The sequence below is a fragment of the Cyclobacterium xiamenense genome (assembly GCF_900109255.1).
Lineage (GTDB): Bacteria > Bacteroidota > Bacteroidia > Cytophagales > Cyclobacteriaceae > Cyclobacterium > Cyclobacterium xiamenense.
On the sequence record NZ_FNZH01000004.1, the window covers coordinates 100,206 to 126,481 of the forward strand.

Sequence of the window (26,276 nt, forward strand, 5' to 3'; positions counted from 1 at the left end):
TGGTTATCTTTAATTATTCAAAGATGAAATATTTATTTTTCATACTAATTGCTCTATTATTGTTTTCTAGCGCTTGCCAACCGGACACTGTCGGGGAGGGAGCGCATCATTTGCAGCTGTTGGATTCGGTGATTCGAAAAGTAGAGGCGGATTTGCTGCCGCTGGAAGCAGATATTTCGGCCTTGGCGCGCTATTCATCTACCTTGTTTCAGCAATCCGATAGCCTGATTTCACTTGTGCAGGAGAATAAGTATTTCACCGATGAAAATGGCTTCTTCTACAATCCGAATGAGTCCGGAGAGGAGAGCACCGTTTTTGTTTCCCTGTCCTCGTCAAATAAAGCACTTGCCAAGAGGGAGGTGTTTACGACCGAGCCAATGGATGCCGCTTTTCGGGAGATTGTAGAGCAGCGCCAAATGGTCTGTCAGGTTTATTTCAACGCAGCCAGTAATTTCAGCAGGTTGTACCCGCCGTATGACTTACTGAATTCCATAGATCCGGCGTTGGATGTGACCGCATTTAATTTTTATTACCTGGCCGACCCAGACAAAAACCCGAGCAAAAAGGCCGTTTGGGTAGAGGAAGTGTACATCGATCCCGTAGGTAGGGGTTGGATATTATCCCTGATACATCCGGTCTATTCCGGGGGGGCATTGAAGGGGGTTTTGGGTTTTGACATTACCCTATCGGATTTAATGAATGCGTTTTTGGAATCTTCCGATAAGAAATTGATGCTCGTTGACAGTCAGGGGACCATCGTGGCAGGAAAGGCGGAAGCGATCGAGGCATTGAGCATGCCCCCGCTGAAAAACCACGCCTATTTGCAAACCATTCATTCCGATAATTTCCGAAAGGAAGATTTTAACTTGTTTAAGAGCAAAAGTAAAGAGGTACGGCGAATGGGTTCCAAATTTCTTTTGGAGAAAGAAAACTACCACAGCTTCGAGTTGGGGGGCAGGCTATTTGAGGCGTATTGCAAGCGAATGAATATAATGGGCTGGTATTTATTGGATATCCATGACTAGGGAAAGCGGGCATAAGGAGGGTAAAAACAGGCGGGAGGCCCAGCGGTTTTGGTGGCTAATCGGACTTAGTATCGGTGCAATTTTGTTTACAGTGACCCTTGCTTTTTTATTTTACAACGCTTTGTCCCAAAACCTGGTGGAAAACCGAAAGGTATTCTTGAACAAACAGGTAGAATTGGCAGCAAACGAAGCCCAGCGGAATTTTAACAATTTGTACGAAGATTTAATTTTTTATGCCAACAATCAAGAGCGGTCGGCAAACGATAGCGATCTCCCCCTGAATCCCAACGTGGATGAAGCAAGGGTAAGGCGGCTGCTGAATAACTACATCAATCTGATCGACACCCTGATCATCGAAAAAGGAGATTTCAGGAAAGCCTACCGGGTATCGGATGCCAATTATTTCTCGATTACCGAGTCGGCGCAGTCAATTGATGCCGCATCTTGCCGTTATTGCTTCCGGGTGAAATCGGACAAGGGTAACGTGGCATTGCTGGCCAAACTGAACCTTGGTATGTATTTTTCCAGGCATTTGGTCAACTATTACCTGGGGCCAAATACGACGAAATTGGTGTATTTTGAAGGTAGCTTTTTTCAATTGATCGACGATTCCATGCAACTTCCCGTTGCGTTGGAACCTAGATTGCGGGAAGCAGTAGAGCGAGAAATACGGGGAGGATTGCGGGGGCAATACGAGGGGCTATTGGAAGTCGGAGAAGCATTCGGAAGCCAGGAATCCTTGCTGATTCAGTATCCCTTTACCCTGTTTAGGCTTGAACTTAAAAGCCCTATTGCTTTTGTGTTTACCCAAAACAAATCCACTGTGGTATCTGGGCTATTTGCCAATTATTTCTACTTGTTTCTTTCACTTTTTGCCCTGTTGCTGTTTGTGGTCTATTTCCTGTCAAAATATTTCAAGGTTACCAGCGAAAACAACCATTTGCTGGAAAAAAAATCACGCGATCTGGATCAATTATTGAAACAGCAAACCATGTTATTGCAGCAGTCCAGGGGGTTTATCTATTACCAAAATGAAGACCTAAACCTGTATAAAGTCAGTGACAATGTAACGGAGGTGCTGGGTTACTCCGCGGAGGAATTCCTTTCGCTTTCGGTAGGGGAATGGATGTGTGACGATTCGGGTGGGTTTTCGGTCAGCAAAAAGGAAGCCATCGAGAGGAAAGCTGATTTTTACTACTACGAATCCAATTCCAACCAAAAGCAGGGAAGTCCCATTCGGGTTAAGATATTTGAGAAACTCATTTACGATGAACGGAGCAATTTCGCTGGTGCGGTCGGTATTTGCACGGACATCAATGACAAGTACATGGCGGATCAGGAATTGATACGCAGTGAAAATCGGCTTCGATCGGTATTGAACAGCTTGCCAGACACCATATTTATTTACAATAACAAAGGTGACTTTTTGGACTATTACGTGCACAACGACGAGCTCTTGCTTCAGCCTCCGCAAAAAGCGTTGGGAAAAAATATTAGCGAGATGCTTACCGGAGAGTCCGGAGAGCGGGCTATGCGGGCCTTCAAACGGTCCGTGATGACGGGTAAGATGCAAACCGAAGAGTTGGATTTACTCTTGGATATTGGCCGACGGTATTTTGAGGTTCGGTTTTTTAAATTGGATGACAAGCGGATGATATCTGTTGCCAGAGATATCACCGGGCAGAAGCTCTGGGAAAAGGGACTGCGGGAAGCAAAAGAAGCTGCCGAAATAGCCAACCGGGAAAAGTCAAATTTCCTGGCGAATATGAGCCATGAAATCAGAACGCCGTTAAACGGGCTGTTGGGGATCACGGGGCTGCTCAGCAAAACCTCCCTGACTGACGAGCAGCGGGAGTTGCTATCTATTATTGGTGATTCTGGAGAATCGCTCCTCCATATTGTGAATGACATTCTGGACTATTCTAAGATTGAGGCGGGCAAAATGGAATTGAATCCTGTACTTTTTAAGCTAAAACCGGAGATGGAACGCATCATTAACGTCTTTTCCGGCATGGCCCAGGAGAAATCCCTTTCGATTCGGCTGGATGTGGATGCGACCCTCCCGGAAGCAGTGGTTTTGGACCGGGAGAAATTGACCCAGATATTCTTTAACATCATAGGAAACGCCGTTAAGTATTCCCAAAAGAACGGTAAAATAGCGGTTTACTTAAAAGGGGAGAAATTATTTTCCCACAACCTGATTCTCCATTGTGCAGTGGAAGACGATGGTGTAGGCATTGCCAGGGAAAAGTTGCCGGAATTGGTGAAACCCTTTACTCAGGCCAATGCAGCTTCTAATGGAGAATACAAAGGGACGGGTCTGGGCCTGGCTATTGCCAATAAATTGATTGAATTGATGGGGGGGGTATTGCAGATAGAAAGTGAACTTGGTGTAGGATCTACCTTTTCGTTTACCTTGATATCCTACATCAACGGAGAACAGGTTGAAATCGATGCTGAGATCCCTGCCGGAATCAAGGATACGGTGAGTTTTGAAACAATCGGGGAAGACTTTCCTCTCGATATTCTAATTGTTGAAGATAACGAGATCAATCTTAAGTTTATGGGAATGCTTTTGAGTCAATTGGGCTACGAACCCGACATCGCCATGAATGGTATGGAGGCCATAGCCTGCGTCGAAAAAAAGAAGTATGACCTGATCTTTATGGACAACCAAATGCCCGGAATGAACGGAATGGACGCGACCAAAGCAATCCGGACCATGGCGTACGGTAAAGCGGTGAGGATTGTGGGATTATCGGCAAGCGTATTCAAAGAAGACGTGGAGCATGCGCTTTCCATCGGAATGAATGATTACCTAACGAAGCCAGTCAAAATCGAACAGATCGTAAATACGATAAAATCCTGTGCAATGGCAGCCAGCAAGGAGGTTAAATAACCGTTTCCAAATCAAAGCCTTCCAGGTAGTCGGCTACTTTTTTCACGAACATCCCGCCCAATGCTCCATCAATAACCCGGTGATCGTAGGAATGGGACAATATCATTTTGTGGCGAATACCGATCATGTCCCCGGTGGGAGTTTCCACCACAGCGGGTTTCTTGGTAATGGTACCTACGGCCAGGATGGCTACCTGGGGCTGTACAATGATGGGCGTACCCATGATATTGCCGAAGGAGCCAATATTGGATAAGGTATAGGTACCACCTTTGAGTTCTTCCGCATTCAATTTATTTTCCCTCGCCCGCTTTGCCAGGTCGTTGATCTTTTTGGATAGCCCGGTCAAGCTATACCGATCGGCCTGTCGGATTACCGGCACAATCAGGTTCCCGTTTGCGAGGGCCACGGCAATTCCTATGTTTATATTCTTTTTCTTGATGATCCGATCTCCTTCAACGGAAATATTAATCATCGGAAAATCCTTCAAGGCTTTGGCGATCGCCATGACGAAGAAAGGGGTAAAGGTGAGCGATTCGCCCTCCTTTTCTCGAAACGTCTCTTTGATCTTGTTGCGGAAGAGCACGATTTTTGTGAGGTCCGCTTCGACAAAGGAGGTCACGTGCGCCGATATATTTTTGGAATCCAGCATACGCTGGGAAATCATCTTCCGCATCCGGTCCATTTCAATGATTTCGTCCTCCCCCTCACTGATTGGAACGGGCTCTTCCATCGTGGAAGTCGGAGCCCCTTCTGTTTTTTTCTTCGCTACATAGGCAAGGATATCTGCTTTCGTTACGCGTCCGTCTTTTCCTGTTCCGGGTAGGCCAGCCAGTTCTTTAAAATCGATATTTTCCGTTTTGGCGATGCTCAGTACCAATGGGGAATAAAATTTTTTCGCTGCAATTTTTTCTCGTTCTTCTTTCGAAACTGCCCCAAGAATCAGTGAGGTATACGGTGGTATCTCAGGTAGTAGCTCTGTTTCTCCGGCAGCGGGGGCAGGTTCGCTTTGCTTAGCAGCAGGCGTGTTCGTTTCCGGTGTTTCGTCGGATCCTTCGCTCCCGACTGTTTCAATCAGCGCAATTGGCTTACCTACTTCCACTACCTCTCCTTCCTGTGCCAGGATGGACTTAAGGATGCCCGAGTGGGTAGCAGGGACTTCCGTATCCACTTTGTCGGTGGCTACCTCCAGAACGGATTCATCCTGCTCGATCAGGTCCCCTTCTTTTTTTAACCAGGAAAGGATTGTGCCCTCCATTATGCTTTCCCCCATCTTGGGCATCACCATTTCTACTGTTGCCATACTGCTTCTGTAAAATACTTTTGAATTTGCCTCTGAGTATAAAACTAAAATTTAGGAACTGCTTTGCAAAAGGAAACCCTTTAAATTTTATTCTGCTTGTTGTAATACGGTCTGTCTCAATAAATTCAACGCGGCGACTGCGGTCAGGTGAATGTTTACTGTTCGGTCTTGGGTAAGTTGCAGTTTTCTGGTGAAGCAACGCTGCCCATTGTGACAGGCGATCCAAACCAAACCCACTGGTTTTTCCTCCGTTCCCCCTCCAGGACCAGCAATACCACTCGAGGACAAGCCGTAGCTGGCATTGAATTTCTCTCGTACCTGGGTTGCCATTTCTATCACTGTTGCTTCGCTTACCGCCCCCTCTCGCAGCAAAACCGCTCCGGATACCCCCAATAATTGTTCCTTGTACGCATTGTGATAGGGAATAATACCTCCGTTAAAATAGTTGCTGGAGCCAGCAATCCCAGTTATGAGGTGAGCAATATAACCTCCGCTGCAGCTTTCGGCGAGTGCAAGGGTTTCACCTCTTTGTGTCAACAAATGGCCAATGGCTACGGGCAATGTTTCCTGGTTGTACCCATAAATGTACTGGGGAATTAGCGGTTTGAGCCGGTCGATTTGTTCCTCAACTTCGCTCGCAATGCGGTCTTGATCGGTACCAAACCCCGTCAGGCGAAGCTTTACCTCTCCCAGGGAGGGCAAATAAGCCAGGCGAATGTGATCCGGTAACTTTTCTTCCCATTCCGAAATTAAATCGGAAAGCCAGCTTTCGCCAATCCCCACGGTACGGATCAGTTTGTGATAGATCACGGGCAAGCGATAGGCTTTTTTAAGCCTCGGGATAACTTCCTGCTCCATTAAGTATTTCATCTCATGGGGTACGCCCGGCATAGACATCCAGATTTTGCCGGCTTCTTCAAACCACATCCCGGGAGCGGTTCCCACGGCGTTGCGAATGTACGTACAGTTAGAAGGTAAGTATGCCTGCCCCCGATTGGTGGGGGTCAATTCTTTTCCCCTGCTTTCGAATAGCCTGCGGACATCTTCCAGGGCATCCGGGAATAAGGTTAGGCTGCTCCCGAAGTAAGCAGCAAGGAGCTGTTTGGTAAGGTCATCCTTGGTCGGACCCAGGCCGCCGGTCATCAAGATGACGTCTGCCCTGCGGGAGGCAGCGTTGAACGCGTCCAGGAGGGATTTTTCGTCGTCACCTACCGTAGTCCGTCTGACTACCCGGATTCCGATTTTGTCCATCTCTTCACTGAGCCACTTGCTGTTCGTGTCCATGATTTGCCCATAGAGAAGTTCATCTCCTATGGATATAATTTCTGCATTTACCGATTGATGCATAAAGGGGGGATTATTTTTTAGTAACCAAAATTAAAAAGTTTCCGGACAGGGTCATGGATTTGTTTTTATAATTTGCCGCCAACCGGGAATGCGGGGTATCGGGAGGGGTTATTTTTTTCGATAGGTGACAAAGGTGTGGGTGTATGGATTTTGATCACTTTTTTCGACCCGGGTTTTTTCCATCACTTCCCATTTATCCGGATCGTATGTAGGGAAAAATGTATCTGCTGCTGGATTTGCTTCGATTTCCGTGATGATCATTTCGTCTGCCAGGGGTAGTGCATCTTTGTAAATTTCTGCTCCCCCCAAAATAAATACCCGATCGATCCCTTCCGATTTTGCACGAGACAATGCTTCTTCCAGGTTGTTGGCCACAAAATGACCAGCCGGCACCTTGAAGTCTGGATTTCGGGTAACCACAATGTGTGTTCTCCCCGGGAGGGGTTTTCCAAGGGAAACAAAGGTCTTTCTACCCATGATCACGTGGTGCCCGGAGGTGGTTCGCTTAAAATGGTTGAGGTCCGAAGGCAAACGCCAGGGCAACTCACCGTTTATTCCGATCGCATTATTGGTGGCTTTTGCCACAATAATTGAAACTATCATCGAAGAAGATTTATTTTGCGCCTTTCATGACATTTGGATAATCCGCTAATTCAAAATGATTGGCCCGATTGGTGTCAATTTCAATCATTTTCATCTGCGATCGGCTTTGATCTTCCTTGCTGGCGAAGTCCATTTCGAGGATGTTTCCTTTCGGTAAATTGTTGAAGTATTCCTGGTTTTCCTCTTTCATTTTTTTGGTAACGAAGGGACTATTTTTGCTCCAAAAGGATTCTAATCCTGCGATGGGGTCCTGACTGATCCAATAATTCCCCTCGGTATCCTCGCTCACAACGCGGTATTCCTCACAGGTATATCCGAGGATGTCCTTTGTGTTTCCTGTTTTCTCAAAGGTAATATCCGATGCATCGAAGGATTCCGATTCGGCGCCGGGATCCGATTCAACTGCTTCCATCATGCCACCCCAATCAATGGAAAATGCCATACTGGATTTTTCCTCATCGTTCTCCATGAGCATGACCGTCGCTTTATTCTTGTGATCCATGATAATCACGGATTTTTCGGATGATTTTTTGTTGCCCGATTCGATGTACTCCATTCCAAAATAATCCGGGTTTTCGGAGAGTAGCGAATTGAATACGATAGGATCGTCTGCTTTTCCTTTCTCGTCCGTACTTTGTATTTCCATGACCGCAACTCCGGAAAAATCGTACGCGCTTTCCGTTTCCACATCCATGTTGATCGAGCTCATGATCTTGCTATAGTCGTAGGTTTCACCCGGCGTACCACCTTCGACTTCTCCCATATCGCCGTAAAGATTACTAAATGCCTTTTCCAGTTGGCGCTGCGTGGCTTTGGCTACCTCTTTTTCAACCGTTCTTTCCACGGCCCGGGTAACGCCCTCCGAAGCGGCATTTTTCAGCCTTTTCAGTAGTTGTGCCTGCGCATCCAAACCAATCAATGACAGCATCAGAAACAATGAAATAGAGAATAGAAATTTCATGGTTGATATAGATTTTGATTTCAAAATTAAAATTATGAAATATATATTTAAAGTCCTAAACAATGTATTCTTGTATGTGAATAGGGTTATATCTCCAATATATACTCGAGTATACCGGCGTTTTTTCCTTTGGGCCGGGTGACCAGCAAGGGGACTTTGTCGTTCATTTGAATCAGCCGTTCGGCCAGACTGCCGATAAAAAGGGCCGTTGCGGCGGTCCTGCCTTTGGCGCCGATAATGATGATATCTGCTTTAATCTCCAAAGCCTTTTGAATGATGTCTTCTACCGGGTCGTCGTCCTGGTCCTTGGTATAGAGCGGTTTGATTTTTATGGATTTGGTATCAATCTTTCGTATAAATTTTTGGTAATTGGTCTCGGCATGTTCCAGCATGATTTGACTAAACTCTTCATACGATTTCCCGGTAAAATGATACCCCGATGGGACCGCATACACGTTTTGACAGAGGATTTCAGATTTCCGCTCACTTTTTTCGGCGATTTCTATCGCCTCTTCCAGCGCGTCTTTGGAGTAATCCGAAAAGTCACTGGGAACGAGGATTTTTTTGATTTTTGGCTGGCTATTTTCCGGCACAATCAACAAGGAACAGGAGGCCCTTCTCGCCAGCCGCTGCGAGACAACCCCCGAACCGGGAATCGAGGTCTTCCTTCCAACCAGTATCATATCGGCGGACTTTTCGTTGGCTAGCTTTAAAATCTTTTTCGATAACTGCCCCTCTTTGACCACATAGGAACTGCTGATCTGGAGCTCCGGATGGAAATTTTCAGCAACTACCTGTTTCATTTCGTTTTTTCTTTCCTCAATCATGTTGCTGATCAAGTTGGGAAACTCTGCAAGGATATCCTTCGGAATCGACAGGTTTCGAATGACGTTGGTAAAATAAATCTTCTTTGATTGGTTGGCCTTTGCTATAAATGCGGCAAATTTCACCAGTGTTTTGTCCATCTCGGTTTGATCCAGACAAACAATGATTTTTTTGATTTGATACATTCCTCGTCGTTAACTAAATGAATTCCTTTAAATAACTATTTTTCATCGGTATTGCTGTTTTTTTTTAAAAAACCGTAAGGTTTAAATTAGTAAATTTCAACGTCAAAACAATCTAATTTTTGCCGATTTTGATCGCAATTTACATGAAATTTTTCCAAAATGTTTTTTTCGGGCAATTCGTCGTTTGTGGGGTAAGCCGGATCTCCCTTCTAATTTGAGGTTTGGGGGAATAGGTTGTATATTTGATCCAGGGTTCGGTTCAGCGACATGTTCGAACTTCACAAGTTGATTAAAATACCGAGTGAAGCACTGCTTCAAAATCAGGCCTCATCTTTCCATGTGAAAGACCTCGTATTCTTCTGGAATGCAGGATAACAGTGGAAGGTTGCGAAGAAGGTGCAGCTCAAATCCTGTCATATCGGAGGTTTGTAACACTCCTGGAACCGGGCCCAATTATAAAGGGAGACCGCAATGCGGCCTCCCTTTTGATGTTTTATCGGCTCCTGCCCGGCTGCAGCTACCTTCTTCCAGGCGCAGTTCCCCAAAGGTTCCTCGGATTGGTTTGCCTGACAGGAGAAACCGCCTTCGTTCACCGCTTTCGGTCGGATGTCTTTGGGGCGCTTTTCGAAATAATACCCCATCCGCGGTGAAAGGATGTTGAAAAACCAGCCTTATCGGAAAAAAAAGAGGCTGCCGCGGCAGCCTCCTGAAAAGAATGGGTGTATTTCTCAATAAAGTACCCTGAATCGAATGGTTCCTTCAAGCGACTTTAGCTCGTCGATAACTTTGGAGCTATATGCTTTGTCAATGTCCGTGATTACGTAACCGATCTTTTCGTTGGTCTTTAAGTATTGACCGACGATGTTGATCGAACAATCGGCCAGCACCCGGTTGATCCGAGCCATGATTCCGGGTTCGTTTAAATGGATGTGAATCAATCGATGCGCATTTTGCAGGAAGGGCAACTGGATATTCGGAAAGTTTACGCTGTTAAACGTGTTGCCTGTATTGATGTATTCGATGATTTTTCCGGGTACAAACCGTGCGATGTTTTCCTGGGCTTCCAGTGTACTGCCTCCGATATGCGGAGTGAGAATGGTGTTAGGAAGTCCTATCAGTTCCGAAACGAAGGGTTCGGAATTGTTTTTGGGCTCACTTGGAAAAACGTCGATACTTGCTCCTGCCAGGTGCTGGCTTTCCAGCGCCTCCTTTAACGCAGGTACATCCACCACGTGTCCCCGGCTAAGGTTGATAAGGTAGGCCCCTTTTTTCATCAACGCAAGTTTCTCCCGGTCGATGAGCAAGGCGTTTTCCTTCCGGCCGTCCACATGCAAACTGATAACGTCGCAGGTCCGGAGTAATTCCTCCAACGAGTCAATTTTTGTCGCATTTCCCAGTGCGAGTCGTTCGATGACGTCGTAGTAGTATACATCTAGCCCCATGTTTTCCGCTAGAACAGAAAGTTGAGAGCCGATGTTGCCGTACCCGATAATGCCCAGTTTTTTGCCCCTGATTTCGAAACTTCCCGTGGCACTCTTGTCCCATTTTCCCTGATGCATGCTACTGCTCTTATCGGTTAGGCCACGCATTAGGAAGATGATCTCGGCAATGGCCAACTCCACCACGGAACGGGTGTTGCTGAAAGGCGCGTTAAATACCGCAATGCCCTTCTCCTGACAGGTTTCTAAATCTATCTGGTTGGTACCGATGCAAAAAGCACCGATGGCGATCAGCCGGTTGGCATTTTCCAATACCCTGGCGGTGACCTGGGTTTTGGAACGGATACCCAATACGGATACTTTTTTTATCTTTTCTGCAAGTTCTTCTTCGGAAAGGGCAGAACTGATAACTTCTACGTTGTATCCTTCCTGCTTCATCAGTTCGATGCCAATTGGGTGCACGTTTTCCAAAAGCAATACGTTTATTCTGCTTTTGGGATAGGAGAACTTTTTATTCATCTTGTTTACGTATAAAATCTCGTCCAGACTCGGTGCAATGTGGTCGGCTTTTGAAGAAACCGAAGGACGGTGCACGTTTTCCGTAAATGCGTAAAATTTATTGGCCACACCAGAAGCTTTTATTTCGTAGTCGGTATAGCCGTCACCAATCACGTAAATGTCGCCTTCCAGGTTCAGGCTACGAATGGTTTCCGGTTTTCCATTGTTTTTGGAAAGGGGATTGTCCTCGTTGAAGCCAGAAATCTTTCCCGATTCATCGTAGACGAATTCATTGGCAAAGACATTTTCCGGCTTGATGCCGTAACCCGTTACGATGGGTACGACAAAATCTTTGAATCCATTGGATATTATAAAAATGTCGTCCGCATTTTCTTTTAAAAACTCTTTATTTCGTTGAAATGAATCGGAGACCTTCTTTTTTAATGCAGTGATCAACTCATTGATTTGCTCTTTATTTGCATCAAGTATATTTAGCCGCTGTACCAGGCTCTCTCGAAACGTGAGCTTCCCCTCCATGCCCTGATCGGTGATGTCTTTGATTGCCTGTAGTTTTTGGGCTTTATCGGGATCGTCTTTCAGACTTATTTCACCCAAAATATCCAGGGCTTCGACCTTTGTAAACGTACTGTCAAAATCAATAATAAATTTTTTTGTGACGGTCATTTTTCAGCAAAATTTTTATGAGTTGCAAAATTAATAGATTATCAGGGAATTTGAAGGTAAACCCCCAAAATAACTTTTAGGATCAGATATTGGTAAAAAATCGGGAATGGGTATACCTTTGCGAGAAGGGATCGGAACACGGCTGATGGGCTTAAATCGGTCCACCGGCAAAATGGGCCTTGCTGTTATACCTGGCAGGGCTCCGTGGCTATTCGCAGCGAAAGCACTCGTCTACTTGGGACGTTATCCCTTATTCCGGGGTGGATTTCACCGGTGCCAGGCTAAGGAAGATCGAATAGGCTATGCGTCAATCCCTGTTCCGGGGGCTATTCGGCGGCTTGTTTATATGCGGAGGAAAGGTGCTGGATCGGTAGAAGTCTCCCAATAAATACAGCTGCGGAAGCACCCTGAAACCCCCAGTCGTTTGCTGTACCCGGCCCGGCTGGATTAGCACAAGCGAGTTGGGACCCGGGCAGTCGCTATAGGTTTGGCAGGAATGCCGATTGGAGCGACTCAGCGGCAGGACCCGCTCAGCCCAAAAAAGAACAAATTACCGCTACCGCAGTTTGGAAAGACGTAGACTGGCAACAAATAAAAAAACACGTTTAAAATAACACCAAGACACGCGTAATCCATGCCACTTGCAATCGACAATATTAGGGTAGGCCGAGTCTATCGGCTGGTGAATTATGGTGAGATTCGTTTCCTCGAAATCATGGAACGAACCGGTAGGGAAAACTTTCGAGTGAAAGACCTGGATACCCTGGAATTTTATGAGTTGGAGGAGTTGTTGCGATGGGGTAAAGGGAAGGATTATGATCTGGATGAAATCCGGTGATACATGTAACCAATGGAAAAAGAGACAAGCCTAACAAAAGCCATTTTTACCGCAAAATGCCCCAAGTGCAGAAAGGGGTCCATTTTTCCGGTTTCGCTCTATAGTTTTAGAAAACTCACGGAGGTAAACCAAACCTGTCCGAATTGCGGGGTCGAACTGGTCCCCGAGCCGGATTTTTATTACGGAGCCATGTACGTCAGCTATGCGCTATCGGTGGCGCTTTTTATTTCGGTGATGGTGGCGCTAAACGTCTTGTTTGATGATCCGGAGTTGATGGCCTACATCGGATCCGTTTTGTTTTTCAACATTTTGTTGTTGCCGGTTATGCTGCGGATATCAAAGGTGCTTTATTTATACGGTGTAGGCAAGATCAGCTACGAGCCCGAGAAATAGGTTCGCCGAAAGGAATTACGTGTTTTTCCGGGTGAATTTTTCTACAAGAAATTTTTTAATTTTTCCTTAGTAAGTAAAACTTACTTTTTGTTGGTTCGTATAAGGTGTCATATAGTTTTACTTAACACTTAAATGGAGCAGATTTTAACGCAGATTGTTGTTCCGGTCAATCAAGAAATTTACCTTAAAGATCCGTTGAGTTCGGATTTGGGTAAGCGAATCATCCAGGAGGGAACCGAATTAATTGAGACCCTGGGCATGGAAGGGTTTAATTTTAAGAAGTTATCGGAGAAAGTGGGCAGTACTGAAGCGGCTATTTATAGATATTTTGAAAACAAACACAAGTTATTGCTTTACCTGACCAATTGGTATTGGGGTTGGCTGGAGCACAACCTGGTGTTCGTGACGGCCAATTTGCTTGATCCGAAGGACAAAATGCGGGTGGCTATTCAACTACTCGTAGAAGGTCCGGTATACAAACAAAACATCTACATTGATATTCAAAAATTGCGGGTGTTGGTGACCGAGGAGTCGTACAAAGCTTTTTTGACGAAAGAGATCGACGCCGAAAATAGCAACGGATTATTTACCCAGTTTTATCGGTTGACCGATAGAATCGCACAGATAATCAAAGAGATAAACCCGAAATATTCCTATCCCAAAACCCTGGTCACTACCCTGGTGGAGTCCACATTATTGCATGCTTTTTTTCTGAGACACATGCCTAAAATGACAGAATCCGGGCTGAAGGCCGATCAAAAATTGGGGTTTTATTTTGATCTGGTATTTAAAACACTAAAAGATGAATGAAGATTTAATCAACACCCCCCTGAAAAGATTCTTTAGTCTGCTGAGGGAAGAGAAAAAGGAAATTTACGCCATTTATTTTTATGCGGTGCTCAACGGGTTGGTTTCCCTTTCCCTGCCCTTGGGCATTCAGGCCATCCTGAATTTTATTCTTGGAGGCAGGTTGACGACTTCTTGGGTCTTGCTTGTGGTCATCGTTGCCCTGGGGGTTATTTTTGGCGGCTACCTTCAAATCAGCCAATTGTATCTTTCGGAGAAACTGCAGCAGCGGGTGTTTGGGAAATCGTCCATGGAGTTTGCCTACCGACTTCCCCGAATCAAGACCGAAGCGCTTCGCGGGAAATTTGCTCCGGAACTGGTAAACCGGTTTTTTGATACGATCAATCTGCAAAAAGGCCTGTCCAAGTTGCTGATCGATTTCAGTACGGCATCCCTTCAAGTGTTCTTTGGCTTGATATTGCTGGCAATTTACCACCCCTTCTTTATCGTATTTTCGGTCATGCTGGTGTTGATTTTGTACCTAATATTTAGGTATACCAGCCCCAAGGGGATGGCTACTAGCCTCAAAGAATCCTCCGCGAAATACGAAGTAGCTTATTGGCTGGAGGAAATCGCACGCACCTTGGGTACCTTTAAGCTCTCCGGTTTTTCTCCCTTGCCCTTTAAGCGGGTGGATAAACTGATGGGAAAATACCTGGAATTTCGGAATTCGCATTTTGCAGTCTTGATTTTCCAGTACAAAATCATGATTGGTTTCAAGGTGTTGATCATTGTGACCTTGCTGGTGGCGGGAAGCTTGTTGCTAATGAATAACGAAATCAGTATCGGTCAATTTGTCGCTGCGGAGATCATCATTGTTTTGATCATTAACTCGGTCGAGAAACTTATCTTGAGTTTGGAGACCGTATACGACACCCTCACTGCCACGGAAAAACTGGGACTGGTAATGGACCTGGACTTGGAACGATCCGAGGGAATAGACAAGGCGTTTGGGGAGTCTGCTTCCGGGCTGTCCTATGAGTTTAAGGATCTGACCTTTCACCCCAAGGACAAAAAATTCCCAAATCTTCAAGACATCAATGTAAAAATAAAAGCAGGAGAAAAGGTCGTCGTTACTGGAGAGAGTGGCTCGGGTAAAAGTACCTTCCTGCAGTTAATGGCGGGATTGATCGAGGATTACAAGGGTAATGTAATCATAAATAAACTTCCATTGGAAACCCTCGCCCTGGAAAAACTACGTTCCATGATTGGGGATAGCCTTTCCAGACAATCCATTTTTCATGGGACCATACGTGAAAACATCACGGTCGGAAATGAACACATCTCCGAAACAAAAATTCGGGACGTATTGCAGGTAGTAGGACTCAGTGACTATATATACGGGTTGAAAGACGATTTGGAAACCCAGTTGTTACCGGAAGGTAAGCACTTAAATAATGCGACCATCAGCAAAATTATTCTTGCCCGGAGTCTGTGTTTCGATCCAAAACTCCTGCTTCTGGAACAGGAGCTTAATTATCTAAACGATGTCGAGGCGAGGACCGTGCTGGATTATATTTTTTCAGGTCCCTGGACGTTGGTAGCCGTTTCTTCCGATGATGCGCTGCTCCGACGAGCCGATAAAATCGTGGTATTGGATGCAGGAAAAGTCGTACTTGAGGGTGATTTTGAATCCTTTGAGCAGTATAAAAAAAATAAAAAATACTAACAGCCATGCTGAATATTTCAAAAAACTCCGTGAAAGGGTATATCAATCCATTCTTGTTTGATAGTTACCACATGACCATACCCAACGACCAGAGTCGCAAACGGATACGGGTACTTCTGTACTTGCTCCTGGCAGGGTTTGTATTTTTATTTCTACCCTGGACGCAGAACTTCCGCTCACAGGGAATGGTGACGGCCCTGAAGCCCGAGCATCGCCCGCAAACCGTGCACTCGGTGATCCCGGGAAGGATCGAACGGTGGTACGTGCAGGAGGGGGACTTTGTGCAGAAAGGGGATACCATCTTGTTTCTTTCCGAGGTGAAGGATCAATACATGGATCCCGAACTCGTAGACAGGACACGCCTGCAGGTGGGTGCCAAGGAGCTTTCGGTCAAGTCCTACGAAGAAAAGATCAAGGCACAGGAAAATCAATTGCAGGCCCTGGAACAAAACAATCGGCTGCGAAAGGAACAGGCACAAAACAAACTTCAACAGGCCCAATTGAGTGTGCTTTCCGACAGCATCATGCTCGAAGCGGAAAAGGTCAACCTGATCGTGGCGGAAAGGCAATACGAGCGTATGGAAAAACTCTACGAAGAGGGCTTAAAATCACTTACCGACCTGGAAGCCCGGCGAATCAAACTACAGGAGTCTCAGGCTAAAAAAATAAGTGCCGAAAACAAACTGCTCAGCAGTAGAAACGGCGTCATCATGGCTACCATAGAGCTCAATGCCATAGACAATGATTTCAGGGACAAATTGGCTAAAGTAAACGCAGAACGGTACACGGCGTTGTCCAGTCAGTACGATGCGGAAGCGACGGTCACCAAACTTCGAAACGAGCTGTCCAACTATACCGTGCGATCGGGCATGTATTACGTGTTGGCGCCCCAATCGGGCTATGTCACGCAAGCCATTCAGGTGGGTTTGGGCGAAACGATCAAAGAAGGAGCCGAAATCGTCAGCATCATGCCGGAAAATTATTCGCTTGCCGTCGAGATGTACATAGACCCCATTGACCTGCCATTGATCAAGGTGGGAAACAAGATCCGGTTTATCTTTGACGGCTGGCCGGCCATCGTCTTTTCCGGCTGGCCCCAGCTTTCCAATGGAACTTTTGGAGGCAGGGTCTACGCCATCGACAATTTCACCAGTGCAAACAACCAGTACCGTCTGCTTGTGGTACCCGATCCGGACGAGGAACCCTGGCCGGAGGCGTTGCGCATTGGCTCGGGAGCGGACGGGATCGCCCTGCTCAATGACGTTCCGGTCTGGTACGAAATATGGCGACAAATGAACGGATTCCCGCCGGATTACTACACGTTAAAAGAAGTCAGGGAAATGAAAAGTCAGACGAAATGAGGTTTCGATTACTGTTCTTAAGTGGATTATTGCTGTTCACCTGCGTATCGACGGAGGCTCAGGAGAGACTTTCTTACACCGATTTTATGGTTTGGGTTCGGGATTACCACCCCGTGGCCAGACAGGCGGACCTAACACTCGACCTGGGAAGACAGGAACTGCGGGCAGCCAGAGGCGCCTTTGATCCCTTGGTTTTTGGAAACATGGACCAAAAACAGTTTAAGGGTACCGAATATTACAACACCCAGGAAGCAGGGCTCTTGTTGCCCACGCTAGCGGGGGTGGAGCTGCAGGGCCTGGTGGAACGAAATACCGGGGATTTTCTGAATTCTGAAAATGTTGTTCCCGAAAGTGGGCTTTTTGCCATCGGTGCAGCGGTCAACCTGGGAAAGGGGCTCTTTATAGATGAGCGAAGAGCAAGCTTGCAACAAGCAAAAATCTTTGCGCTGTCCACCGAGATGGAGCGGATTCAAGTACTGAATGACTTGTACCTGGAAGCGGTCAAAGCCTATTGGAAATGGGCTGGCAGCTACGCGAATCTTGAAGTACGGAGAGAAGGGCTGAAACTGGCCTCCATCCGCTTTGAAGGCATTGTATCCAGTTTCGAACAAGGTGATCTGCCGGCCATCGACACCGTCGAAGCCTATACACAGGTACTAAGCCGGACCATTCAGCTCCAGAAAGCGGAAAACAGCTTTTTTGCCAGTACGCAGGATTTGAATGTGTTTCTATGGGACATGGATCAAAATCCGATCTACCTGGATCCAGAAGTTATCCCGCAGGAATTGCAGGAATATTTCCCTTCGGGGATAAACCGGGAGGTATTTCGGGAGTTGGTGGCCCGGCACCCCGAACTGCGGCTGCTGGACTACGACCTGGACCACCTGGAAATCGAGCGCCGTTATAAGGCGGAGCAACTCAAACCCACGGTCAAATTAAAATACAATTTTCTGACCGAAAACCTGGGGGGAATGGAAGGAATTGGATTTATGGAAAACGATTATAAATTCGGCGTAGAAATCGCCACCCCATTGTTCTTACGAAAAGCCCGGGGGGGCTTGGGGCTCACCAGGACCAAAATTTCCATGGTTGGTAATAAGCGGGACTTGAAATCCCAGCAGCTCCGCGCAAAACTCGAGCAGGGCTTCAATGATTACCAGGTATTGAACCAGCAAATCGCGACATTTCGGGACAATATCAGTGGTTTGGAAAGACTCCTGGAAGGAGAGCGTGTGAAATTTGACCTGGGAGAAAGTTCGTTGTTCTTAATCAATGCCCGGGAAACCAGCCTCTTCGACGCCTTGCTGGTCAATAATTCACTCTTTGTAGATAAAAATATTGCTTTTTCCAAAGTTAGAACTGCTGCTGGCCTGGGATTTGAAGGGGTTAACCCATGAAGCACTTCTTTGTATTCCGGTGGTTTTCCAGTCCTTTTCGCTACGCATTCGCCAAACTTAAAAAGAAGCTCGGAAAACTAGACCGGTTGAAACTGGAAATTTTCCTGGTCATCGGGAATGGGAGGAAGGTGTTTGTCAAAGGGCGGGTGGTGGAGGCCTATCGGCAAAGTCGGCCATCCGATAAGAAAACCGCCTTACAAAATCTGCTGGCCACACTGAGACGGTACGCCGGCAGCAGCGTACCCGATGCAACCATCCTACTTGCTTACGGGTCACACCAGGCCGAATTGATCACCGACTCAGAAGGGTTGTTCGAAAAAATGTTGCGTTTTTCCGATGCGGAAAGGCAGGCAGTACAAAAGATTCGTTTCTCGCTGGTACCAGAGCAAGGATTGGTACCCGAAACGGGCTGGGTGGAACGAAGTGTACATTGGATTCGCAAGCCGTACCCGCGAGCCGTTATTTCTGATATTGACGACACGGTTATCATTTCGAAAGCGACAAATATCGGAGAAAAGCTTTGGTTGTCTGTTTCCAAAAATGCCTACACCCGACGACCCTTTCCCGGAGTAAGTGAATTCTACCAATTGTTAACAGCAAACGGGGAATATCCCGTTTTTTACGTTTCCAGCAGCGATTGGAACTTGTTTGACCTTATTCGAGATTTTTTATCGTACCGGAACATACCATTGGGCCCAATTTTGCTGAAAGATGGGCATATAAATCTGAAGAATATCTGGAAATCGGGTGGAGGAAACCACGCACATAAATTGGAAAAAATCCAATTCCTTATGGAGTTTTTTCCGGAACAGCGGGTATTGCTGATTGGTGATAGCGGGCAACACGATCCCGAATTGTACGCGGAAATCATTCGTCGCTTTCCCGACCGGGTCGAGGCCGTATACATTCGCAAAGTCCGGCAGGGGGATGCGGCGCGGGAACATAATTTGAATCAACTGCTTCCCCCAAACAAGGTGGCCTGGGTCAAAACCACCCGCGAAGCATTGCTGCATGCGCAGAAGCATTTGGTTGTCTGACCTATACTGCCTGAATAATGTATCGAAAAATAGGTTAACCGTTTACAGTGGTTTAGTAAATTTTATGTACGATGAATCAACCAATATTATTTGTACTTAATCCATTCTCCGGGGACCTACCCGATAAAGACGAAATGGTCGGTACTATTTGCGATCAACTTCCGGCTTATGACATTGAGGTCTGGAAAACCACAGGCGTAAAGGACGGTGAAAAGATCCGAAAACTAGTGGACGAAACGCCTTACGAATTGATCCTGGTAGGAGGCGGTGATGGAACGGTAAAGATGGTGGCGGAGGCAGTAGAGGGAAAAAAGTGTTGCCTGCTTCCCATACCTTTCGGTTCTGCCAATGGCCTCGCTACTTGTCTGGGTATTGAAAGCTGGGAGGATAGTTTAAGTTGTCTGGCTGCCGAAACCTATAAGCCAATGGACCTGCTGGAAGTCAATGGAGAAGCTTGCCTGCATCTGTGCGATTTCGGATTCAATGCGGACCTGATACGAAAATTCGAAGACGGGGACGAGCGTGGGATGATGGCGTATTTTAAAAACTCGCTATCAAGTTTTTTTGAACTCAAACCCTATCGATTTGAAGTGCAGATAGGCGAGGAAAAGCAGTGGACATCGGCCAAAATGCTGGTGATTGCAAACGGAACAAAGTACGGTACCGGCGCTACGATCAACCCGGATGGGCGGATGGACGATGGGGTTTTTGAAGTCATCGCACTCAACCCCCAAGGCATGCAAGAGTGGATGGAACTGACCTATGCCTTACTTAAAAAAGAACTAAAAGTACTGGATTTCGTTCAAACTTGGAGTTGCTCCTCGGTAAACCTGGTCAATGCGGATCGGGCGGCCTTTCACGTGGATGGAGAACCTGTAGGTAATGACGAGCACGTGCAGGTACGCATTCGAAAACGGGAATTGTGCCTGTATTACATGGATTCAGACGAAGCGTAAAATAACTTGGTTTTATTCATGTACTTCCAAAAAAGAAGAGGTCGGTTATCGGTGTGTACTGCCGGTAGTTATTTTCAATTTTGCAGGTTGTTTAGCCTGGTTTAACGGGGTTATTTCAGAACAAACCGAAATGGAGTTGTCAGAAATCGGACGAAGGAGACGAACGTTATATGTCTGAGCAACAGTCCGGAAGCAACCGATCGTTTGCCCCGTTTCTTTTTCACTATGCACGACCAACATTTCGGTTCGATTTCAGATCTGGGACAGAGTTAATCCCAATACGTCCTAACCCAGCCTTCATTACCTGAACCGGATCTGCAAAAATGAGTTCTAACATCGTCTGGAACCACTTCTTTCTACCTACACTCTTAGGTTTTGTATGGCCTAGGAAACTGCGATTGAGCTACAACGTTTTACAAACCTGGCTTTCCAGCGAGAGAATTAAGGATGGGCTGGTAGGTGCCAATGCCATCAACCTGCTGACCTTCGCCGGGAACCTTGGCTTTGATCCGGCGGTGGCTAATTTTAATGGCAACCGCCAACATCGGAATCTGTCCCATGTGTGCGTGGGAAAGACTTTTTTTCCCCTTCAGCGAACCATAATCAGAGCTGTTTTATTTATTTTCTAGCAACTAATCTAAAAGGAACATGAAAAAAGATTAAGACGATTAAGACGATCCTTGTCCTGGTCAAGATTTTGGAAGCACAACTGTGTAGGTTGTACGAATATCGGTAGTCAAGAGATGTGGGTACCGTTTCAAATGGGTTTACTCAACCCAGAAATCCCCAGGATTTGGTTAAAATCGCTCATCGGATAGGTGGCTTTGGAGGTTTTCGCTAGATTCACGGCAACCAGGCTGTTAACTCCGTTGCCATATAGGATGTGGTGAAATTTTGGAAAAAGATGGTAGGGTGTTCTTGCGATCGGATCGGGTATACCTGGCGATCACCCCTTTCTCCAACGAGCATTACTGGATCGATTCCCTGGCAGGGAACAGCAATTCTGGAAATACGGATCAGTTTCAGGATTATGCGATATTAGTGGTGCCCGGACCTTTCTCTGGCTATGCGCTGGAGGTTCACGAGAGCGACTCGTTTTTAAACGTTGAGGAGTTTATGCAGCGCATGCAAGCAGAATCTGACCTGAAAATTAACGTTCGATCCCGGATCGAAAAGTACCGGTCCAGTTCCGGTGATTCCCTGGAAATGGTGTATCGGGGAGATGCACTGCATGCTACCGGCAGGATAAATGAAAAGGAAGTAACTTTTACTGACTGGAGCCCGGCGGGGGTGTACACATCGGATGTGTTGGCGATTGGTGAGGGAGTTCTCCGGCTAAAGTTAGGTGGTAAGGTTCAAACGATGAAATGGACAAAGAATGGCATTGAAAGAAATTAAATCGAAACGAAAACAGTCCCTGCTAATGGGGATACTTTGTCTGGGCTTACTGGTGCTCGGGCTGGTACCCCCCGCTACGGCACAAAAAAATGCCCTGGATTGGCTCATTGATGCGCCGGAATTGGAGCAAGCAGACGCTGTTGGGATACATCCGAGGGGGTTGCTGTTGCCAGAAGAAGTGCCAGTCCTTCGCAAACGATTGGCAGAGGAGCGGTATTCGGGTGTTTTATCGGCCTACCGGGAAAAAGCAGCGCGACTTGAAAAAGCATTGCAGATAGCGGATCCGGATGCCCGACAACTGGCCGAATCGGCTGAAATGTTCGCCATTTTACATTTATTGTCGGGTGAAGCCCGGTATTCGGATCAGGCATTCTCCCAGCTGGAGCGGTTGTTTCAAGACCGGATAATTTTTAATAACCCCGTTTCCCGAGGACTTACCCGAGCGGCTGTCTTGCGTTCGTTGGCAATGGCCTATGACCTGTGCTACACGGGATGGTCTCCGGATCAGCGAAACCGCGTAAACCGGCAACTGTACAAACTCACCTATACCACGCAGGCAAACATGGGGGCGGAGGCCAATTATAGCCTGGTTAGCAACTGGATGGGGGTACGCTGGGGAGCGGCCCTCTTTGCGGGAATGGTCTGGGACAATCCCTTTCCGGATGAACGGTCCCTCATGGATCCGCTGGTATGGGACGCCACCAAGCGACTGATGGATCATATCAGGGAAAACATCTATCCGCAAGGCTGGAACGCGGAAAGTATCGGTTACCACCTGTACAATTGGTCGTTTATCGGTCCGGCCCTTATCGCATTTCAAAACAGGCAGGGGCAGGGAAACAGCCGGTCCGCGCTGGAAATACTGGCTCCTACCGCCAGGGGAGCGATAAGAGCCATGGCACCAACCATGGTTAGCATTTTTGCCCGGGAGGGTCTAACGGGAATGAAGCCCGATTTATCCGATGACAACTTAAATCTTGGTACCGGGTTTTTTGGATTGGCATTTCGCCTGTATCCCCAGGCGGAACTACCCGAAATCAAATGGATGCACGATTATCTGGGAGATAGTTCCCTCTACAGCCTGATGTATTACCCTGCGGAAATACGCAGTAAAAACCCGGGCCAAAGCGGTTGGTTAAACCATGCCGATTCTACGCAAGGAGTGGCTGTTTTCAGAAACAGGTTTGCCGATGATACCGACGTAGTAGCAGTGTTTAATACCTCTTCCAAACGCATTGCGGGTCACAAAGGTCCGGATGTCAATACGTTTCGCATCATTGGCGGGGGAGTTCCATTGGTTATCGGGGCTGGAAGAACCGGAAAGATCGCCGGACAAACCAACGTATTTCCCCATGTACCGGATGGGAATGAGACCGGGCAGCCGGATCCGGGCAGCTTGCTGGATTTCGGATTCGATGGCTCTGGCTCCGGCTTTGCTATCGGGGAGGGGAGTAGTACCGGGGTGATGGAGCACCGCCGTACGTTTACTGTCCGCTACGATGAGGCTTCCGGAGCGGAAGCAGTGTTTTTGATCGAGGATCACACGGAAAACGGGCGGATTTGGCGAATGGCCACGCCTGAATTCAACGAGGTTCGTCTTTCTGAAAATGGGTTTACAATCGATACATCCACTGGATACAGGCTGCATGTACTGGTCCTGGGCAAGCCGAATCAAGCGCTGGCCACGGTAAGCACCGTTCCTTACGGGGGGCGGCTTTCCCGGGTGAACCCCGGTATCGTCTGGAACGGCCGGTCTTATACCCACAGCAAGGTCATTGATCTGGAAATGGAAGCGGAACTAACGGTGCTGATGGTTTTGCAAGCTCCCGGTCAGCCGGAGCCACAGGTACGTCTCGACGAGGGAAACGCACGTGTTTTTATAGCGAATCTGGCAATCGAATTAGAAAAAAAATAACTCACCCTATCCCATGAAAAAAGAACTGGTTTTCGGCTACCTATTTCTAGGATTTCTGCTTTCTGACCGTTTGGAAGCCCAGCAGGATCACGATTTTCTACACGATGTATACGATAGCAGGCACCAGTCTCCCGCCCAGCAGCGGTACCGTGACCTGGCTCCGGTACCGGCGGGCGTGGTGTATATTCAGCGTCCGGGAGAAGGGGAAGCGGAAATTCGCTGGCATTTCCGTACCATGAAGGAATTGGGCTTTACCAATCTCAAACAAATCATGCCACTGCCCGATTGGTCCCTGGAGCAGATCCAGCTGATAGCGCTGGAGGAGGGGCTCATTCCCTGGTGGTATGCTGAGGGAGGCTGGGATCCCATCAGCCCGGAGTTGATTCAAAAAATCGGACTCCCTGCTGGGATGGAATTGAGCGAAGTGCGCCGACATCCAAAAATGATTGCGTACCAAACCGACTACTTAAAAAAGCGCGTACAGACGTACGCTGAAGAAGTACGTCAATCGGGGCACCGGGAGCACATCCGGGGCTCTAGCAGTGCCTACGACCCAATTGTCGGTGAAAGGGGCCTGGATTTGAGTGACCTGGGGAAGAAATTGTTCGTGTCCTGGGCGAGGGAGCAGTACCAGACCATCGACCAGCTAAATCTGGCACACAATCAACACCACCACGGTCTGGCCACCGGGGGGCAGCCGTATACTTCCTGGGAAGATTTTGAGAAACGGTGGCAGGCGTACAATCACCGCGAACTACGCATCGTCCGGGATATTCTTCGATTCAAAGCGGATTATGGGGTGTCGGCCCTGAAAGAAAAGGTAAGATCTTTTCAAAAGGTGGATGTTAACGCTCCCTACCGGGCAGGGGGGGAGCTCGGCTTGTTTCGTCCCCATGCCTATTTTGGGGTAAACTTCCCCGGAATCGCCGAAGCCATGCGGGATGTCGGATCCTTTTATCCCTCGATTCATTTTACCTGGCATTTTGACCAGGTTCGGGACGAGCTGGGTCCGACGGTCTACATGCAGGCAAGTTACATCCAAGACATGTTCAAAGGGGGTTGGAGTGGCGGCTGGGAGACCACCGGAGGTCCGCAGCAGTTTGGTGGAGAAAAGTTTGGGCAAAACAACAAGGGTTTTACGGTAGATGCCCCGGAAATGGAGCAATTTACGTTGAGTATGCTTGCTGCAGGTTTTAAGGGCTGGGGACTTTGGAGTTGGTCGGTGCGGACCGCGGGGGCGGAAGTAGGCGAATATGCGCTGCTCGACCATCAGAATAACGTCACCGAACGGGCGGTAGCTGTAGGAAAAATAGCGAAAGCCATGCAAAAATACCGGGAAGAGATTTGGTCCTTACACAAAGAACCGCAGGTTGGCGTTTTTTTTGACTGGGACAACGAGGCCATGTGGACGGCCCTCTCGTTGAAGGGGCAGGACAGCCTAAGATACCGTCCCATGGAAGCCCGCGTCGGACTGACCCGGGCACTAATCAATGCCGATATCCCCTTCGAATTTGTAACCAAACAGGATCTGGAAGCGGGCCTGGCCCAACGCTACCCCGTTATTTATCTGCCAGCTGTTCTGGCCCTCGACAAATCGATGGTTCCGGTTTTAATCCGGTATGTTTCAAATGGAGGACGTTTGGTGATGGACATGCCGGGAGCCTGGATGGATACCTATTCGGCACTGTTTCCCAGAGGCATGGGCAGTGATTTTGCCGACCTGTTCGGTGTGGTCTTACGGGAATACCAATTTTCGGGTATCAATCGGGATTGGTCCATACAAGGAGCGTTGCTGACAGGTTCCATAGGTGATATTCAGCCGGTTTCCGCAGAGGTGGTACAGCGATTTGACAACGGGAAAGCGGCGGTGACGGTGAACAAAAAAGGACATGGAGCGGTCGTTCTCATCGGGTATGAGGCTGCCAGAGCTTGTTTTCGGCCCCGGCAGGACCTTGCCGAAGAGCGACTCCTGAGAGCGGTCATGCCCGAAGGGATGAAGGTGCCGGTAAGCAGCGAACAAGCCATCGTATACCGGCTGGCGGGTCCCGAAAGCGATCATTATTTTCTTTTAAATGAACAGGCCGAAACGATACAAGCCCGTTTGGATATTGCCGGTCCAAATTACACGGCCATGGAAGATGCGGTGAGTGGTGAAACGTTACCGATGGATGCACCCGTGACCATTGAGGCTCATGGAGCAAGGTGGATCCGCATGCAGAAAGACTAACCGATTGCGATTGAACCGAAGCAAATGATTTCCGGGTAAGGGCTAAATGAGTGTTTCGAGTTTTTCGTGCGTAAGGGGTTTTTCGATAAATCCGCTAACGAAGGGAAATTCTTTGGATTTTTGACGGTCCTGGAAGTCGATCGAACTGGAAAGCATGATGATGCGATCGTTTCGTTCGTTTTCAAGTTCTACATAGTGGCTTAAAAAATCCCAACCATTCATCACCGGCATGTTGATATCTACCAGAATCAATACCTTTTTATCCAATCGAGGATTCTTGAGGTATTCCAATGCCAGTTCTGCTTCTAAAAATTCGATGGTTTTGGGTGATAGGTTTAACTTGTTGATTAACCGTTTATTGATTAAGTTATTAATAGGGTCATCATCAATTAAAACAATTAAATCGAATGGATACATTGATTTTTATAATAACTTTTCTCGCGCTCGATCTCTATTTTCTGAAATTTAACACT

At 47.3% G+C, this 26,276-nt stretch carries 21 protein-coding genes; 13 read left to right on the forward strand and 8 right to left on the reverse strand.

Features of this window, described 5'->3' with window-relative positions:
* Positions 1-23 precede the first annotated feature (23 nt).
* Positions 24-1,025 carry a PDC sensor domain-containing protein gene (locus BMW71_RS13925; protein ID WP_092175154.1) on the forward strand — a complete coding sequence of 334 codons (1,002 nt, stop codon included), beginning with the start codon at positions 24-26 and terminating at the stop codon, positions 1,023-1,025.
* Complete coding sequence (locus BMW71_RS13930) at positions 1,018-3,924, forward strand: PAS domain-containing hybrid sensor histidine kinase/response regulator (RefSeq protein WP_092175157.1); 2,907 nt, start codon at positions 1,018-1,020, stop codon at positions 3,922-3,924. Before BMW71_RS13925 ends, BMW71_RS13930 begins: the two co-directional genes overlap by 8 nt.
* Here the strand turns inward: BMW71_RS13930 and BMW71_RS13935 are convergent.
* The 6 genes from BMW71_RS13935 to serA all read right to left on the reverse strand — a co-directional run bounded on the left by BMW71_RS13935 (position 3,917) and on the right by serA (position 11,766).
* Positions 3,917-5,224 carry a dihydrolipoamide acetyltransferase family protein gene (locus BMW71_RS13935; protein ID WP_092175160.1) on the reverse strand — a complete coding sequence of 436 codons (1,308 nt, stop codon included), beginning with the start codon at positions 5,222-5,224 and terminating at the stop codon, positions 3,917-3,919. The genes BMW71_RS13930 and BMW71_RS13935 overlap by 8 nt on opposite strands.
* A gap of 87 nt (positions 5,225-5,311) precedes the next feature.
* A complete protein-coding gene (locus tag BMW71_RS13940; protein WP_092175163.1) occupies positions 5,312-6,571 on the reverse strand; it encodes a competence/damage-inducible protein A in 1,260 nt (419 codons plus the stop codon).
* Between the two features lie 108 nt (positions 6,572-6,679).
* A complete protein-coding gene (locus BMW71_RS13945; RefSeq protein WP_092175165.1) occupies positions 6,680-7,174 on the reverse strand; it encodes a dihydrofolate reductase in 495 nt (164 codons plus the stop codon).
* Positions 7,175-7,184: 10 nt separating this feature from the next.
* Entirely contained in the window at positions 7,185-8,135 is a 951-nt protein-coding gene (locus tag BMW71_RS13950) for a DUF4412 domain-containing protein (protein WP_092175167.1), read from the reverse strand.
* An 86-nt stretch (positions 8,136-8,221) separates the two neighbouring features.
* On the reverse strand, positions 8,222-9,145 hold the full coding sequence (locus BMW71_RS13955) for a universal stress protein (RefSeq protein ID WP_092175170.1): 924 nt from the start codon (positions 9,143-9,145) through the stop codon (positions 8,222-8,224).
* A 728-nt stretch (positions 9,146-9,873) separates the two neighbouring features.
* Positions 9,874-11,766 (reverse strand): phosphoglycerate dehydrogenase, encoded by a 1,893-nt coding sequence (serA, locus tag BMW71_RS13965; RefSeq protein WP_092175175.1) that lies wholly within the window; start codon positions 11,764-11,766, stop codon positions 9,874-9,876.
* Positions 11,767-12,400: 634 nt separating this feature from the next.
* Between serA and BMW71_RS13975 the strand changes: the two genes are divergently transcribed.
* The 8 genes from BMW71_RS13975 to BMW71_RS14010 all read left to right on the forward strand — a co-directional run bounded on the left by BMW71_RS13975 (position 12,401) and on the right by BMW71_RS14010 (position 20,263).
* Positions 12,401-12,604 (forward strand): hypothetical protein, encoded by a 204-nt coding sequence (locus BMW71_RS13975; protein ID WP_092175180.1) that lies wholly within the window; start codon positions 12,401-12,403, stop codon positions 12,602-12,604.
* 12 nt (positions 12,605-12,616) lie between these two features.
* Entirely contained in the window at positions 12,617-12,997 is a 381-nt protein-coding gene (locus BMW71_RS13980; protein ID WP_092175182.1) for a DUF983 domain-containing protein, read from the forward strand.
* A gap of 132 nt (positions 12,998-13,129) precedes the next feature.
* Positions 13,130-13,807 carry a TetR/AcrR family transcriptional regulator gene (locus BMW71_RS13985; protein WP_092175184.1) on the forward strand — a complete coding sequence of 226 codons (678 nt, stop codon included), beginning with the start codon at positions 13,130-13,132 and terminating at the stop codon, positions 13,805-13,807.
* On the forward strand, positions 13,800-15,512 hold the full coding sequence (locus tag BMW71_RS13990; protein ID WP_092175187.1) for a peptidase domain-containing ABC transporter: 1,713 nt from the start codon (positions 13,800-13,802) through the stop codon (positions 15,510-15,512). The genes BMW71_RS13985 and BMW71_RS13990 overlap by 8 nt, the downstream gene beginning before the upstream one ends.
* 5 nt (positions 15,513-15,517) lie before the next feature.
* The gene (locus BMW71_RS13995; RefSeq protein WP_092175189.1) at positions 15,518-16,873 is read left to right on the forward strand and encodes an HlyD family secretion protein; all 1,356 of its coding nucleotides are present in this window, start codon (positions 15,518-15,520) and stop codon (positions 16,871-16,873) included.
* Positions 16,870-18,270 (forward strand): TolC family protein, encoded by a 1,401-nt coding sequence (locus BMW71_RS14000; protein WP_092175191.1) that lies wholly within the window; start codon positions 16,870-16,872, stop codon positions 18,268-18,270. Before BMW71_RS13995 ends, BMW71_RS14000 begins: the two co-directional genes overlap by 4 nt.
* On the forward strand, positions 18,267-19,307 hold the full coding sequence (locus tag BMW71_RS14005) for a phosphatase domain-containing protein (RefSeq protein WP_092175193.1): 1,041 nt from the start codon (positions 18,267-18,269) through the stop codon (positions 19,305-19,307). The genes BMW71_RS14000 and BMW71_RS14005 overlap by 4 nt, the downstream gene beginning before the upstream one ends.
* Before the next feature lie 71 nt (positions 19,308-19,378).
* Entirely contained in the window at positions 19,379-20,263 is an 885-nt protein-coding gene (locus tag BMW71_RS14010) for a diacylglycerol/lipid kinase family protein (RefSeq protein WP_092175196.1), read from the forward strand.
* Between the two features lie 413 nt (positions 20,264-20,676).
* Here BMW71_RS14010 and BMW71_RS23720 read toward each other — a convergent pair whose 3' ends face one another.
* Positions 20,677-20,823, reverse strand: coding sequence for a hypothetical protein (locus BMW71_RS23720; protein WP_177179649.1), 147 nt, complete (start codon positions 20,821-20,823; stop codon positions 20,677-20,679).
* Positions 20,824-21,157: 334 nt separating this feature from the next.
* Between BMW71_RS23720 and BMW71_RS14020 the strand changes: the two genes are divergently transcribed.
* The 3 genes from BMW71_RS14020 to BMW71_RS14030 are packed head-to-tail and all read left to right on the forward strand — an operon-like array spanning position 21,158 to position 25,803.
* Complete coding sequence (locus BMW71_RS14020; protein ID WP_143057628.1) at positions 21,158-21,661, forward strand: hypothetical protein; 504 nt, start codon at positions 21,158-21,160, stop codon at positions 21,659-21,661.
* Positions 21,642-23,576, forward strand: a complete 1,935-nt coding sequence (locus tag BMW71_RS14025; RefSeq protein ID WP_092175203.1) for a hypothetical protein — start codon at positions 21,642-21,644, stop codon at positions 23,574-23,576. Before BMW71_RS14020 ends, BMW71_RS14025 begins: the two co-directional genes overlap by 20 nt.
* A gap of 13 nt (positions 23,577-23,589) precedes the next feature.
* Positions 23,590-25,803, forward strand: coding sequence for a beta-galactosidase trimerization domain-containing protein (locus tag BMW71_RS14030; RefSeq protein WP_092175206.1), 2,214 nt, complete (start codon positions 23,590-23,592; stop codon positions 25,801-25,803).
* 42 nt (positions 25,804-25,845) lie between these two features.
* On the opposite strand, the gene BMW71_RS14035 is transcribed toward BMW71_RS14030, so the two are convergent.
* Complete coding sequence (locus BMW71_RS14035; RefSeq protein WP_092175208.1) at positions 25,846-26,220, reverse strand: response regulator; 375 nt, start codon at positions 26,218-26,220, stop codon at positions 25,846-25,848.
* Between the last annotated feature and the right edge of the window lie 56 nt (positions 26,221-26,276).

Coding starts and splice junctions, on each gene's coding strand:
- BMW71_RS13925 (WP_092175154.1), top strand. CDS start 24: ATGAAATATTTATTTTTCATACTAATTGCTCTATTATTGTTTTCTAGC.
- BMW71_RS13930 (WP_092175157.1), top strand. CDS start 1,018: ATGACTAGGGAAAGCGGGCATAAGGAGGGTAAAAACAGGCGGGAGGCC.
- BMW71_RS13935 (WP_092175160.1), bottom strand. CDS start 5,224: ATGGCAACAGTAGAAATGGTGATGCCCAAGATGGGGGAAAGCATAATG.
- BMW71_RS13940 (WP_092175163.1), bottom strand. CDS start 6,571: ATGCATCAATCGGTAAATGCAGAAATTATATCCATAGGAGATGAACTT.
- BMW71_RS13945 (WP_092175165.1), bottom strand. CDS start 7,174: ATGATAGTTTCAATTATTGTGGCAAAAGCCACCAATAATGCGATCGGA.
- BMW71_RS13950 (WP_092175167.1), bottom strand. CDS start 8,135: ATGAAATTTCTATTCTCTATTTCATTGTTTCTGATGCTGTCATTGATT.
- BMW71_RS13955 (WP_092175170.1), bottom strand. CDS start 9,145: ATGTATCAAATCAAAAAAATCATTGTTTGTCTGGATCAAACCGAGATG.
- serA (WP_092175175.1), bottom strand. CDS start 11,766: ATGACCGTCACAAAAAAATTTATTATTGATTTTGACAGTACGTTTACA.
- BMW71_RS13975 (WP_092175180.1), top strand. CDS start 12,401: ATGCCACTTGCAATCGACAATATTAGGGTAGGCCGAGTCTATCGGCTG.
- BMW71_RS13980 (WP_092175182.1), top strand. CDS start 12,617: ATGGAAAAAGAGACAAGCCTAACAAAAGCCATTTTTACCGCAAAATGC.
- BMW71_RS13985 (WP_092175184.1), top strand. CDS start 13,130: ATGGAGCAGATTTTAACGCAGATTGTTGTTCCGGTCAATCAAGAAATT.
- BMW71_RS13990 (WP_092175187.1), top strand. CDS start 13,800: ATGAATGAAGATTTAATCAACACCCCCCTGAAAAGATTCTTTAGTCTG.
- BMW71_RS13995 (WP_092175189.1), top strand. CDS start 15,518: ATGCTGAATATTTCAAAAAACTCCGTGAAAGGGTATATCAATCCATTC.
- BMW71_RS14000 (WP_092175191.1), top strand. CDS start 16,870: ATGAGGTTTCGATTACTGTTCTTAAGTGGATTATTGCTGTTCACCTGC.
- BMW71_RS14005 (WP_092175193.1), top strand. CDS start 18,267: ATGAAGCACTTCTTTGTATTCCGGTGGTTTTCCAGTCCTTTTCGCTAC.
- BMW71_RS14010 (WP_092175196.1), top strand. CDS start 19,379: ATGAATCAACCAATATTATTTGTACTTAATCCATTCTCCGGGGACCTA.
- BMW71_RS23720 (WP_177179649.1), bottom strand. CDS start 20,823: ATGGGACAGATTCCGATGTTGGCGGTTGCCATTAAAATTAGCCACCGC.
- BMW71_RS14025 (WP_092175203.1), top strand. CDS start 21,642: ATGGCATTGAAAGAAATTAAATCGAAACGAAAACAGTCCCTGCTAATG.
- BMW71_RS14030 (WP_092175206.1), top strand. CDS start 23,590: ATGAAAAAAGAACTGGTTTTCGGCTACCTATTTCTAGGATTTCTGCTT.
- BMW71_RS14035 (WP_092175208.1), bottom strand. CDS start 26,220: ATGTATCCATTCGATTTAATTGTTTTAATTGATGATGACCCTATTAAT.